Source organism: Paenibacillus xylanexedens (assembly GCF_001908275.1).
Classification (GTDB): Bacteria; Bacillota; Bacilli; order Paenibacillales; family Paenibacillaceae; genus Paenibacillus; species Paenibacillus xylanexedens_A.
In genome coordinates this window covers 2,521,152-2,533,794 of the sequence record NZ_CP018620.1, presented here as the reverse complement: position 1 = coordinate 2,533,794, position 12,643 = coordinate 2,521,152, and the positions used below count along the sequence as shown (strand labels likewise).

Annotated in this window: 12 protein-coding genes; 2 read left to right on the top strand and 10 right to left on the bottom strand. The window is 47.2% G+C overall.

Annotation, left to right across the window (positions count from 1 at the left end):
* Positions 1-153 precede the first annotated feature (153 nt).
* From BS614_RS11115 to cysT, 4 genes are read right to left on the bottom strand one after another with little or no spacing between them, the layout of a single operon-like run.
* The gene (locus BS614_RS11115) at positions 154-1,218 is read right to left on the bottom strand and encodes a sulfate ABC transporter substrate-binding protein (RefSeq protein WP_036610768.1); all 1,065 of its coding nucleotides are present in this window, start codon (positions 1,216-1,218) and stop codon (positions 154-156) included.
* Positions 1,219-1,243: 25 nt separating this feature from the next.
* Entirely contained in the window at positions 1,244-2,308 is a 1,065-nt protein-coding gene (locus tag BS614_RS11110) for a sulfate/molybdate ABC transporter ATP-binding protein (RefSeq protein WP_036610770.1), read from the bottom strand.
* Between the two features lies 1 nt (position 2,309).
* Positions 2,310-3,107, bottom strand: coding sequence for a sulfate ABC transporter permease subunit (locus tag BS614_RS11105; protein ID WP_017689977.1), 798 nt, complete (start codon positions 3,105-3,107; stop codon positions 2,310-2,312).
* The gene (gene cysT / locus BS614_RS11100; RefSeq protein ID WP_017689978.1) at positions 3,104-3,919 is read right to left on the bottom strand and encodes a sulfate ABC transporter permease subunit CysT; all 816 of its coding nucleotides are present in this window, start codon (positions 3,917-3,919) and stop codon (positions 3,104-3,106) included. The genes BS614_RS11105 and cysT overlap by 4 nt, the downstream gene beginning before the upstream one ends.
* A gap of 495 nt (positions 3,920-4,414) precedes the next feature.
* On the opposite strand from cysT, the gene BS614_RS11095 reads away from it, so the two are divergent.
* Positions 4,415-4,816: a secondary thiamine-phosphate synthase enzyme YjbQ gene (locus BS614_RS11095; protein ID WP_074094007.1), complete on the top strand. Its 402-nt coding sequence runs from the start codon at positions 4,415-4,417 to the stop codon at positions 4,814-4,816.
* A 189-nt stretch (positions 4,817-5,005) separates the two neighbouring features.
* Here the strand turns inward: BS614_RS11095 and BS614_RS11090 are convergent, their stop codons facing one another.
* The 5 genes from BS614_RS11090 to tkt all read right to left on the bottom strand — a co-directional run bounded on the left by BS614_RS11090 (position 5,006) and on the right by tkt (position 10,751).
* Positions 5,006-5,608 carry a TetR/AcrR family transcriptional regulator gene (locus BS614_RS11090; protein ID WP_074094006.1) on the bottom strand — a complete coding sequence of 201 codons (603 nt, stop codon included), beginning with the start codon at positions 5,606-5,608 and terminating at the stop codon, positions 5,006-5,008.
* A 5-nt stretch (positions 5,609-5,613) separates the two neighbouring features.
* Positions 5,614-6,246 carry a YigZ family protein gene (locus tag BS614_RS11085; RefSeq protein WP_036610785.1) on the bottom strand — a complete coding sequence of 211 codons (633 nt, stop codon included), beginning with the start codon at positions 6,244-6,246 and terminating at the stop codon, positions 5,614-5,616.
* Positions 6,247-6,422: 176 nt separating this feature from the next.
* On the bottom strand, positions 6,423-7,778 hold the full coding sequence (locus BS614_RS11080) for a glucose-6-phosphate isomerase (protein ID WP_017689982.1): 1,356 nt from the start codon (positions 7,776-7,778) through the stop codon (positions 6,423-6,425).
* Between the two features lie 236 nt (positions 7,779-8,014).
* Positions 8,015-8,332 (bottom strand): pyrimidine/purine nucleoside phosphorylase, encoded by a 318-nt coding sequence (gene ppnP / locus BS614_RS11075; RefSeq protein ID WP_017689983.1) that lies wholly within the window; start codon positions 8,330-8,332, stop codon positions 8,015-8,017.
* Between the two features lie 376 nt (positions 8,333-8,708).
* Positions 8,709-10,751, bottom strand: a complete 2,043-nt coding sequence (gene tkt, locus BS614_RS11070; RefSeq protein ID WP_036610788.1) for a transketolase — start codon at positions 10,749-10,751, stop codon at positions 8,709-8,711.
* A 438-nt stretch (positions 10,752-11,189) separates the two neighbouring features.
* Here tkt and BS614_RS11065 point away from each other — a divergent pair, with 438 nt between their 5' ends.
* Complete coding sequence (locus BS614_RS11065; RefSeq protein WP_074094005.1) at positions 11,190-11,669, top strand: hypothetical protein; 480 nt, start codon at positions 11,190-11,192, stop codon at positions 11,667-11,669.
* 74 nt (positions 11,670-11,743) lie between these two features.
* Here the strand turns inward: BS614_RS11065 and purU are convergent, their stop codons facing one another.
* A complete protein-coding gene (gene purU, locus BS614_RS11060) occupies positions 11,744-12,637 on the bottom strand; it encodes a formyltetrahydrofolate deformylase (RefSeq protein WP_017689986.1) in 894 nt (297 codons plus the stop codon).
* Positions 12,638-12,643 lie beyond the last annotated feature (6 nt).

The following is a 12,643-nucleotide window of genomic DNA, read 5'->3' as shown; positions in this document are numbered from 1 at the left end:
CTCACACCTTCCTGCTAGTACTATGTAACAATCATGATTCAGTATACCTCTATTATAACCTTTTGGCAGTAAAAAACCTCCATCTCTACTTCCATTGAAATGAAGGTTTTGTATCCACATGCTCGGTTACCTATTCGATTACATCAGCAATACTCATAATCCAGCGAGCACCTGATACCACACGCCGCGTTTGGAGTACAACGTACTGCGTACCTCGTCCCATCCACCCAAATAGTTGATATCAAATAGTCCTTCTGGCGTTGGGAATGTCGACTCCGTCTGTGCAAATACATCCGGATCTACTGAACGAAAACCATGCTTGGCAAAAATACGCTGCGCTTCTGGTGTACGCAGATATGCGACAAAGGCTTCTGCCAGTTCGCGATTTCCATGTTTATCGGCATATTTGTTCACCACAACTGCCGGGTTCTCAATCAGGATCGTATTTTTTGGAATGACGATGTCATAATCTACACCTTTGGCGATCCGGGCAAGCAATTCATTTTCATACGTGACGATGACATCACCCACACCATATTCGAATGCCGCCATCGAAGAACGCCCACTCTTGTCCAATGATTCAACGTTACGATGTACCTGTTCGAGAAAAGCCTTGGCTGCGGCAGGATCTTTCTTCCCCTCTTGCTCCTCCGACAGTTTCAATCCGGCACCATAAATGGCATTAATGTCCCATTGTGCGCCTCCGGATGTCTTTGGATTGGGGTACAGTACCTTCACTCCTGGCTTGGTTAAGTCCTGAAAATCACGAATACCGAGCGGGTTGCCCGCTCTTGTGCCCAGAACAACAATTGAACGGGTGATCATGCCCTCATTAGGGGTCTGTTTCCAATCAGAGCTAACCAGATCGGCTTTGACCAGCTTCTCGATATCACTCTCCATCGCGAGCAAGGCCACATCAGCCTCGAATCCACCAACGATGGCTCTTGCCTGTGTGCCCGAAGCTTCATAGGACTCTTGAAAGTTAATCGTCTGTCCGGTTTTTGCCTTCCACTCCTCTTGGAACTTGGGCAGCAATTCGCCTACAGCATCTTTCGCTACACTATAAGCACCAATCACCAGCGTATTGGATGAATCGTTACCAGAGGGCTCGTTCTGTTCGCTTGACTCCTCCTGCTTGCTGCATCCAGCGGTCATGCAGACGAGCAGAAGCATGAGGGCAACATATAAGAGTATGGCTTTCTTCTTCCTCGTCTGCATGGGCAGCCCCTTTCTTCCACTTGATCTAAATCATCACCGGCATCGGATCTTCCTTCAGTCGGTTCTCAACCACCCAACTGTTGGAGTCATTGAACAGGTATGCACGGTGTACAAGGACTCGAATTTGTTGACCGATCTCCAATGTCGTTTTCTCCAGGGAACGATATGTGATTAACTTATGACCCTGTACGTCCACCTCTACCATCCATTCACTACCGCGGAAATGAAGATGTTTGACTGTACCTTTTTCCGTTGCAGACAACATGGTGAACTCGTTCTTCAAGCCGATCTCAATATACTCCGGTCGAATCAACGCTTTGGTATGTTCACCCTCGACGGCATGTTCGAATCCTTTCAACTGGGAGGCATCCTCCACAACCGTAGACTCCCCGATAAATGTAGCGACAAACGGTGTCTGCGGGTTTTTGTAGATATCCCAAGGTGTGCCCTTCTGTTCCAGACGACCCTGACTGATAATCATAATCTCGTCCGCCACTTCAATCGCTTCATCCTGATCATGCGTTACAAAAATCGAAGTGATTCCCACTCGCTCAATCAACTCACGCAACCATGAACGCAGTTCCTGACGGATCTTGGCATCAATGGCCGCGAACGGTTCGTCCAGCAATAACAGCTGTGGCTCCGGGGCGAGTGCTCTGGCAAAAGCAACACGTTGACGCTGCCCACCAGATAACTGATGTGGATAGCGCTGTTCGAAACCTTTTAACCCGGTCAATTCAACCAGTTCCATCACCCGATCACGGATCTGGGCTTTTGGCGTCTTCTTAACCTTGAGTCCAAAGGCGATATTCTCAAATACCGTCATATGTTTGAACAAGGCATAGTTCTGGAATACAAATCCGATGCCCCGCTCCTGTGGAGGCAGATGGTTCACGACTTTTCCGTGAAAGCGAATCTCTCCGGAACCCGGATTCTCCAGACCCGCCAGCATCCGCAGAATGGATGTTTTCCCACCTCCGCTGGGTCCAAGCAGACCGATCAGATGGCCTTTGGCAATATCGAATGAGACATCTTTTACCGCATGAAAATCACCGAAATGTTTGTTCAGATCACGGACTTCTACATGCATATCAATGCACTTCCTTTCGCTTCTTGGCCCATTCCATCATGAGCAGCAGCCCGACGGAGAAGGTAACCAGCACCAATGCCACACCATTTGCGGCAGCCACATTAAAATTCTCAACATCCTGATACACCAAGGTTGTTGCTGTCTGCGTTTTGTTCATAATATTCCCGGATACAACCAGCACCGCACCGAACTCCCCAAGCGAGCGCGCAACCGTCAAGACTAGACCATACACTACCGCCCAGCGGATGGAAGGCCAGGTCACACTCCAGAACGTCCTCCAGCCGTAGGCGCCAAGTGTGGATGCGGCCTCCTCTTGCTGAGAACCAAGTTCCTGCAGGACAGGCATAACCTCTCTGACCATCAGTGGAAAGGTTACAAATAACGTTGCGATCACCATACCCGGGAAGGCATAGACCACATTGAATCCAATCCCTTCAAAAAAAGCACCCATAATGCTGTTAGGTCCCAACATCAACACAATCATCAAACCGCCAATGACAGGAGATACGGCATAAGGCAGGTCTACAATGCTGTTCAGCAGCCCTTTTATCCGTTCACTCAGCCATCCGGCACGAACCAGATACAGAGCCATCATGATGCCAAACAATGTATTTAACAGAGTGACCACCAGAACCACCAGTCCGGTCATCATCAAGGCATGTAACGCCTCAGGACGCATTAACCCTTTCAGGAATCCACCTGCCCCGTCTTCAAATGCGCCAATAAAAATGCGTCCGAGCGGGATGATCAGCAGTACAATAAATACCGCAAACGTCAATCCGATTAACAGTCGTCTCATCGTCTTCTCCCCCGCATCTGCACCAGATTGATCAGCCAGAGGATCAGGAAGGAGAGCGTCAGGAGCAACACGGATACAGCAGCAGCTCCCGTTGGATTATCACTTTCAATCTCCCCGTAGATAAATACGGAAGCAGTCAGTGTTCTTCCCGGAATGTTACCAGCCACCAGCACAACAGCCCCGAATTCAGCCAGTCCTCTCGAGAAAGCCAGCATCCCCCCACTGATCATGCCAGGTGCCATGGACGGCAGAATAACCTGCATGAACGTGCGAGCCTTGGATGCCCCCATCGTATACGAGGCTTCTTCCTCCGAAGGATCAATTTCTTCCAGCAAAGGCTGCACTGCACGGATAACAAACGGAAACGTGACAAAGGTCATCGCGATAACAATGGCGGGCTGGTGAAATACAATCTCAAATCCCATGGATTCTGCCAGTTTCCCGATGGCACTGACCGGACCCAAAAGCAGCATAATCATCAAGCCGCCCACCGCTGTTGGCAGTGCAAACGGGAGATCAACCAGACTGTTAAGAAACGATCGGCCCACAAAGCGATACCTTGTCAACACCCAGGCGATCATCGTGCCCAAAACCACATTAATCAGCGTGGCAATCACGGCCAGCCGAATGGTCAGCAGTACGGCTTTCCACGCGATGGGGTCCATAATGCTCTGAACAAAGTTGCTCCATCCTTCAGAGAAGGAATTGACGTACACACCGATGATTGGAAGTACAATAAGTACGATAAAATATAACAATACGGTACTGCGGAATCCCCAAGTCCATCCCTTATGACGAAGAACGGTATTCATTGCTACGTTCCCTCCCAGCCTCCGGCTTTAGCTCCGGTCGGCAGTCTTCCTGGCTTCAATACGACATTTTTTCCTAAGTTGGATGATATTACTTTAATATTATTCCCATTAGTCTACTTGGTTTTGCTTTTCTGATACTTTACCAGTTTGCAGTGCTAATCGTCAATGCTTTTATTGAATATAATTGGACCACATATAAGAACGATTAATAAAAATCGCACTGTACACTGCGCGGCCAGAACAACCTTCCGATCACTGTTATCCCCAGATTTCTTTGATCCCCTTTTTTAAGGGGAAATCCGGTGATAAAGGCAAAGCTTATGCTTCCGAAGCAGCTTTCTTACAGAAAACTTTGAGCTTCCGCTTCTTCAGGTTATTTCTGACCTCTCCGTTATTGTGCGATTCACATATCCGTCTTCATATATGGTTTGTTTGGTATGTAGTGGTTAAGGTACAATCGAGGGTAAGAAATGAGATTCTAAGGAGTGATTTAACATGTTATATACGAAGAATATATCCACTTCCACACGAGACGAAATGAAGGATATCACACGGCACGTAAAGCAGGTTGTCCAGAGTAGCGGGGTGCAGAATGGGACGGTGCTCATCTACTGTCCACATACGACGGCGGGGATTGCCATCAACGAAAATGCAGACCCGGATGTGAAACACGATGTCTTGTTGCGCCTTGACGAAGTGTACCCTTGGGAGCACCCCGAGTATCGACACGCCGAAGGCAATACAGCCTCTCACCTCAAATCGATCACAACAGGGCCATCACAGACGGTGATTATTCACGAAGGCAGACTGCTGCTTGGCCGCTGGCAAGGCATTTACTTTTGCGAATTCGATGGGCCACGTGAGCGGGAGTACTTCCTCAAAATCATGGAAGGTTAATTGGGTCCAATAGGCCTGCCACCCACTCGTTCATTTTTGCAAACACAAACAGGCGGTCCACCCTCATTCCGGGTCGGAGCCGCCTGACTTGGTCTGCTGCGCATACTAACTTTCGCGAGACAACGTTATAAAGAATTAAAGTTATGACAAATCACCGCCCTGAAGTGTAGGGGTGCAACAACAGCGCCATTATTGGTCGCCAGGCTGCTGACCCAGATTACGGCACAGCACTTTGACATGAGACAGCGCAGACGATTCAATCTCCACAAACGTTAAACGGTCCTGAATGTAATAAGAAATTAATCCGTGCATAGCCAAAAATAGCGTACGTGGTACCCTTTGAATATCCTCTTCCGTACAGTTCGCTTCATTCATATACTGCCTTATAATCGATGCAAATAATTCGAAGCAACGTCCCTGTTCGGTACGACAATAAGACAATAGTTCTTCGTCCCTGATCATAAACATGATTTCGTATTGATAGGGGTTCTCCAGACCAAAGCGAATAAACTCCATCATAATGTGCTCTACCTTGCTCACATCATCACGAACCGGCCTGACCATGGCTTGCAGCAGTAAATGCCCCAGATGATTAAAATCTTCAACCACGATGGCATAGAACAGCTCTGCCTTTTCCTTAAAATGATAATACAGCGACCCATGACTATAGCCCAGATGCTGGCCGATGCTTCGCATCGAAATGGCGCGGTATCCTTTGGTAATAAAAAGGTGCCTCGCCGCCTCCAGTATCCGCTCCCTCGACAACTCCTGTTCGACTGCTCTTCTAGCCATATATTTTATTCCCCTTCAATAAAATAAAGCCGCTGTCCCTCCGTGATCCGGGATTGCCCTTGCGTCAAATCCGTGATCCAGGCTACAAAAGCCTCGGTTTCACTATCCGGCGGAAGACAAGTCAACGTAACCTTATCGGTGAATCCAGTTTCACCTGTACGGACTTCCCGGCTTCTTAACTCATTTTCCACTTTACCCAGCCACGTATAATCCAGTTCAACAAACACTTCACGATGCAGCACGTTGGTAATGGCTTCTCCGGCTTCAATGGCTGCTACAGCTCCATCCGTATAAGCACGAATTAACCCGCCAGCCCCAAGCATGATTCCCCCGAAGTATCGCGTAACCACAATTGCCACATTTTTTAATTTCTGATTTTTGATCACTTCAAGAATGGGTTTCCCTGCTGTTCCGCTGGGTTCACCGTCATCGGATTGCTTCTGGATCTCGTCCCGCTCCCCAATCATGTATGCAGAGCAGTTATGAGTTGCATTCCAATGTTTTTTCTTGATCTCATCGATGAAGGCAACAGCCTCTTCCTCTGTCGTGACCGGCATAATATGACCGATAAATCGCGACTTCTTGATTACAATTTCCAGATTGCCCGGTCCTCGAACCGTGCGATAACGTTCAATCATCCCAAATCCAACTTTCTGATCTTTTCCTGAGTCCATTTTACAAGAAAGCAGTTCACCGCGCGAACGCGGACGAACTGCCCTGGTTATCTACATCCGGGAACCCTGCATCTTACACAAACAGTGATTCCCGGTTAGATTTACATTACCTTATTCAACTATATGAGCAAACTAATGAATTATTCGGAAAGTCTCGCTTCGAGCGCTGCTTTCTCTTCTTCAAAGCCTGGTTTGCCCAGCAATGCGAACATATTTTTCTTGTAAGCTTCCACGCCTGGTTGGTCAAATGGATTGACGCCCAGCAGGTAGCCACTGATACCGCATGCTTTTTCAAAGAAGTATACCAGATATCCGAAAGAATATGGAGTCATATCTGGAATGTTCACAATCAGGTTTGGTACTTGACCATCCGTATGTGCAAGCAGTGTTCCTTGGAACGCTTTTTTGTTAACAAAGTCCATAGTTTTGCCTTCAAGGAAGTTCAAACCATCCAGATCGTCCGGATCGGATTTGATTGAGATATGCTCAGCAACTTCAGTAACCTGGATAACAGTTTCGAAGATATTCCGGCTACCTTCCTGGATGAATTGACCCATGGAGTGCAAGTCTGTAGAGAAATCAACGGATGCAGGATAGATCCCTTTGTAGTCCTTACCTTCACTCTCTCCAAACAGTTGTTTCCACCACTCGGATACGAAGTGCAGGGATGGCTCATAGTTTACAAGGATCTCAGTGCCTTTGCCTTTGCGATACAGTGCGTTACGAACAGCAGCATATTGATATGCTTCATTCTCAGCTACGTTCGGGTTGCTGTATTCTTTGGATGCGTCAGCCGCACCTTGCATCATTTCTTCGATGCTGATACCCGCTGCTGCGATTGGCAGCAAACCTACAGCCGTCAGAACGGAGTAACGTCCACCTACATCATCAGGAATAATGAAAGATTCGTATCCTTCTGCATTTGCGAGTTCTTTCAATGCACCACGTGCTTTGTCTGTTGTAGCATAGATGCGTTTGCGTGCTTCTTCTTTACCATATTTCTCTTCCAGTGCTGCACGGAAAATACGGAATGCAATTGCCGGCTCTGTTGTTGTACCGGATTTGGAGATAACGTTGACGGAGAAATCTTTGCCTTCAACCAGATCCAGCAAATGAGTTACATATGTGGAACTGATATTGTTTCCTGCAAAATAGATTTCAGGCGTTTTGCGTTTGTCTTTTGGCAGATTGTTATAGAACGAGTGAGTCAGCATTTCAATCGCTGCACGTGCACCCAGGTATGATCCACCGATACCGATAACAATCAGCACTTCGGAGTCGCTTTGGATTTTGGCAGCCGCTTTTTGAATGCGAGCGAACTCTTCTTTGTCATAAGCTGTTGGCAGGTCAATCCAGCCCAGATAATCGGAGCCTGTTCCTGTTCCGTTGTGAAGCTGCTCATGAGCCAGACGAATCGGTTCTGCGAAATAATCCACTTCGTGCTGATTTACAAATTGCAATGCCGTGCTATAGTCAAATGTCACTTTTTTTGCCATGATCTCAAAAACCTCCTGATTTCGGTTATAGTGCGTGTTCAAACTTTGTAATCAAAAGCGGACTTTTTGAACAACCTCTTATATTATGTCCGTATTCCATTCTAAACAACTTGCCTTAAGGATACTTCAAATCCACGGGGCTGACAAGCTTGCAGCTCGAACTTTGTCGTTAGAATTCAAGAAGCAAAAAGGGTAAACCGAATCCGCGCGTTGCGGTTCTGCTTACCCTTCTTATGTTATTCCGCCGGGTACGAGCAGACGTAGTCAGTAACGCTGCGTATCTCCAGTTTAAATTTGGATTCGGCAGGCACGTGGAACGTAGCTTGACCTTGAATCTCTTGCCACTCTTCTTCTCCGGGAAGCAATACTTTCAGATCTCCGGACAGAATCTCCATAATTTCACGGGAATCCGTACCGAACTCATAACTGCCTGGAAGCATGATGCCCAGAGTCACTTTGCTGCCATCCCCCAAAATAACCGTTCTGCTGGTTACCTGACCATCATAATAAATGTTGGCCTCTTTCACTACACTGACTTGATCGAATTGTGACATGCGTACCCGCTCCCCTGAAGTTAATGAAAACAAAAGGCAAAACAGATCAGGGCGATAACGAACGAATCACCGCCCATCTCTGCGGAAATAACTTACTGCCATGGATCAGGACAGCATGATGCCCTCCCAACCATAGCAGCGCTTATGAAGCTATAAGTGCGTGTTCAAAAAGTCAGGTTTTCAGTATCGAGAAGATGGTATGAAGCTAGAAATGGAGTAGCGGAGCGTAGGGAAAACTACGTGAGCAACTACAATGTTTCCGAAGGAAACATTCTTCGTAAGCCTCCCGCTTATTTCGGCTGAATCCCATCTTCGACGCTGATGATGCCGTGAGGCATCCTTCGTAATCAAAAGCAGACTTTTTGAACAACCTCTATTACAGCAATGCTTTTACGCGGCTAACCACGTTATCCACCGTAAAGCCATACTCTTGGATAACACGGTCGCCAGGCGCGGATGCACCAAATGTGCTGATTCCGAGAATGTCACCTTGATCTCCAACATATTTCTCCCAGCCCATTGGATAAGCCATTTCAATCGCAAGACGAGCTTTAACATCCGGAAGAAGAACGGACTCTTTGTAAGCTTTGTCTTGTTTCTCGAACAGATCCCAGCTTGGCATGCTGATTACGCGAACTTGGATGCCTTGTTCTGCAAGTGCTGCTTGAGCTTTAACAGCCAATTGCACTTCAGAACCTGTAGCGATAATTTGTGCTACCGCTTTGCCATCTTTTGCATCAGAGACAACATAAGCACCACGTTTCACGTTCTCACGTGAACCTTCAACCGTACCTTCCAGGATCGGCAGGTTTTGACGAGTGAGTACGAGTGCAACCGGGTTGCTCTTGTTCTCAAGCGCGTAAGCCCAAGCAGCCGAAGTTTCATTACCATCAGCCGGACGAATAACCGTCAGGTTAGGAATGATACGCAGGGATGCCAATTGCTCGATCGGTTCGTGCGTAGGACCATCTTCACCAACAGCGATACTGTCGTGAGTCAGAACATACGTTACAGGCAATCCCATCAGGGCAGCCAGACGAACAGCCGGACGCAGGTAATCGGTAAATACGAAGAATGTACCTCCGAATACTTTTACACCGCTGTGTAGTGCCATACCGTTCATTGCTCCAGCCATACCGAATTCACGGATACCGAAGTAGATGTTACGGCCGGAGTAATCTTCAGGTGTGAAGTTCTCCAGGTTGTTCAAGTGAGTCATTGTGGAGCTTTCCAAGTCAGCAGATCCACCTGTCAGTTGTGGCACGTTGTGCGCCAGACCGTTCAGAGCGTTACCGGATGCTACACGAGTGGAAAGAGCTTTGTCTGTTGCTGCATATTTAGGAAGGTCACGGTCCCAACCTTCTGGAAGGTCGCCGTTAATCGCTGTTTCGAATTGAGCTGCCAGCTCAGGGAAAGCTTTTTTGTACTCGGCAAATTTCTCGTCCCAAGCTTTGTTAGCAGAGATACCACGATCTTTCACTTGTGCAAAGTGATCGCGAACTTCAGCTGGTACGTGGAAGTTTTCTTCGTAAACCCATTTGTAATACTCTTTAGTCAATTTGGCTTCGTCTGCACCCAGTGGAGATCCGTGAGTACCGCCGTGGCCGCCTTTACCTTGTTTGTTCGGGCTACCATAACCGATAACCGTTTTAACTTCGATCAGTGTAGGACGCAATGTATCTGCTTGACCTTCCTGAATTGCTTTTTCGATTGCAGGAAGATCGTTACCATCTTCAACGCGCAGCACTTGCCAGCCATAAGCTTCAAAACGCTTCGCGATGCTTTCGGAAGAAGACAGATCCAATTTACCATCCAACGTGATGTCATTGGAGTCGAACAACATGATCAGTTTGCCCAGGTGCAAACGTCCAGCCAGGGAAGCTGATTCATGAGATACGCCTTCCATCAAGTCGCCATCACCACAGATTGCGTAAGTGTAGTGGTCAACTACGTTGAATTTGTCTTTATTGTATGTTGCGCCCAGTTGAGCTTCAGCCATCGCCATACCTACAGCCATTGCAATACCTTGACCCAGTGGGCCGGTTGTTGCATCAACACCTGCAGTATGTCCGAATTCCGGGTGACCCGGAGTTTTGCTTCCCCATTGACGGAACTGTTTCAGTTCTTCCATTGGAAGATCATATCCGCTCAGGTGCAGCAAGCTGTACAGCAACATGGAGCCATGTCCTGCAGACAGGACAAAACGGTCCCGGTTAACCCAAGTTGGGTGGTCCGGGTTATGAGTCATCGTTTTTGCAAAAAGTTGGTACCCCATTGGAGCGGAGCCCATCGGCATACCCGGATGTCCGGAATTTGCCTTCTCAATTGCATCAATCGCCAAAGTACGTACGGTAGTAATCGACAGGTTGTCGATTGTAGTGTTCTCGTCCTTTTGAATCGCTTCGTTCTTGTCAGTCATGGTTTGTCCTCCTCATGTCTTTAGATAAGTCGGGTGCGCAAGCGAATCCCTCTCATCATACAAGCAAACCGAATTTCACAATAAGTGAATCCGCTTGAGTGTTTCATTTTGACTTATTCACTTTTGTATTGTATCACTTGGCGTGAAGCTTTTCCATAACCTTCTTTTAGAAGTTCGTGAAAAATTGGTGGTTTGTGATTAATAATCCTTGGCCTATCAAGCAAAAATCGTACTGTACAAGGTACTAAATTCCAAAAACAGACTTAAGGAGCCTCGCAAATCCATCGCATGAAGTATAACCTTTTACCTGAAAACCATGCATTTTTTAGATATTCATCCTCAATTCACATATAATGTTCCTTAATATGGATTACGAAATTCGGGCTGTGCTTTACTTTTTTATAGATGTACACGTGTCAATCATAGGAGGTCGCGATTATGCCAGATCCTGCTGCTCACCCATCAACATCGGTAAAACACTCATTACCCTGGATATCCGGTATTTTAACGGGAATTCTCTCGGGAGTTGTCCTGGGATTTTTCCTCAAAATGATTCAGGCCAACACTGGTGAACAAGTATATACTCTGCTGCTGAATATTGATTTTGTGCCTGGTCTTCCGCCAACCTTACCCGAATTCATTGAATTTGCTTTGCATCTAATCGTGTCCGTTGTCATCGGTATCTTCTATGTGTGGTGGGTAAGGCATTCAGGCCGCCCTATGATCAAAGGAATTTTACTTGGTGCGGTCTCGTCCTTGCTCTATATCCCACTCTCTCAATTGTCATCACGTGTGCCAGACCTGTACGATGTGTCCGCCATCCTCTACTGGATTGTAGGACATCTGCTGTTTGGTATTATGGTTGGCTTGTGCGGAAAGTATATCAACACAACAAATAAAGCGACTCCCGTTTCGTAAACGAATTGGGGTCGCTTTATTGTTAGTCTATTACGTGGTTCCGAATCAACCTTGCACAGTATTAAAGCGTGAGCTTAAAATACAACGGTTTTATTTTCGTGAACGAGAACACGGTCTTCGACATGCCATTTCACGGCACGTGCGAGCACAACACGCTCAATGGTACGTCCAATACGCTTCAGCTCGGTTACATCATCCCCGTGGCTTACACGCTGCACGTCCTGCTCGATAATTGGTCCGCCATCCAGTTCTTCCGTAACATAGTGCGCTGTCGCTCCGATAATTTTAACACCACGGTTATACGCTTGCGCATACGGTTTACCACCCACGAAGGCTGGCAGGAACGAATGGTGAATATTAATGATTCGATTGCGGTAATGCTCAATGAACATCGGAGAGATAATCTGCATGTAACGAGCCAGAATGATCACATCCACATCGTTGCCGATGACGTCCAGTTGGCGCTGTTCCGCTTCTTTCTTTGTATCTGCTGTAACTGGGATATGATGATATGGAATGCCAAATGATTCTACATAGTCCTTCATGTCCAGATGGTTGCTGACCACAAGAGCAATATCGGCATCCAGGTCGCCTGCCTGCCATTGCCACAACAATTCAACCAGACAGTGATCTTCTTTGGATACAAAGATAGCCAGTTTCTTCTTGCGGCTAACCGCAGATAACGTCCACTCCATTTGGAAACGGCTTGCTACTTCTGCAAAATCAGCTTCGAGTTTCGGTAAATTGACCAACAATTGCGGAAGATCAAACTCAATTCGCATAAAGAACATGCCGCCAGCAGGGTCCATGGTGTACTGGTCCGACTGAACAATGTTTGCACCATGTTGGTGCAGGAAGTGAGAGACTGCAGCTACAATTCCTGGACCATCCGGACAGGAAATAAGCATGCGCGCACGATCGGCGCGGTTTTTAGAATCAGGGCGTACTTGTTTAGCATGGATCTCCATCGGGCT

Coding starts and splice junctions, on each gene's coding strand:
- BS614_RS11115 (WP_036610768.1), bottom strand. CDS start 1,218: ATGCAGACGAGGAAGAAGAAAGCCATACTCTTATATGTTGCCCTCATG.
- BS614_RS11110 (WP_036610770.1), bottom strand. CDS start 2,308: ATGCATGTAGAAGTCCGTGATCTGAACAAACATTTCGGTGATTTTCAT.
- BS614_RS11105 (WP_017689977.1), bottom strand. CDS start 3,107: ATGAGACGACTGTTAATCGGATTGACGTTTGCGGTATTTATTGTACTG.
- cysT (WP_017689978.1), bottom strand. CDS start 3,919: ATGAATACCGTTCTTCGTCATAAGGGATGGACTTGGGGATTCCGCAGT.
- BS614_RS11095 (WP_074094007.1), top strand. CDS start 4,415: ATGTTATATACGAAGAATATATCCACTTCCACACGAGACGAAATGAAG.
- BS614_RS11090 (WP_074094006.1), bottom strand. CDS start 5,608: ATGGCTAGAAGAGCAGTCGAACAGGAGTTGTCGAGGGAGCGGATACTG.
- BS614_RS11085 (WP_036610785.1), bottom strand. CDS start 6,246: ATGATTGAACGTTATCGCACGGTTCGAGGACCGGGCAATCTGGAAATT.
- BS614_RS11080 (WP_017689982.1), bottom strand. CDS start 7,778: ATGGCAAAAAAAGTGACATTTGACTATAGCACGGCATTGCAATTTGTA.
- ppnP (WP_017689983.1), bottom strand. CDS start 8,332: ATGTCACAATTCGATCAAGTCAGTGTAGTGAAAGAGGCCAACATTTAT.
- tkt (WP_036610788.1), bottom strand. CDS start 10,751: ATGACTGACAAGAACGAAGCGATTCAAAAGGACGAGAACACTACAATC.
- BS614_RS11065 (WP_074094005.1), top strand. CDS start 11,190: ATGCCAGATCCTGCTGCTCACCCATCAACATCGGTAAAACACTCATTA.
- purU (WP_017689986.1), bottom strand. CDS start 12,637: ATGGAGATCCATGCTAAACAAGTACGCCCTGATTCTAAAAACCGCGCC.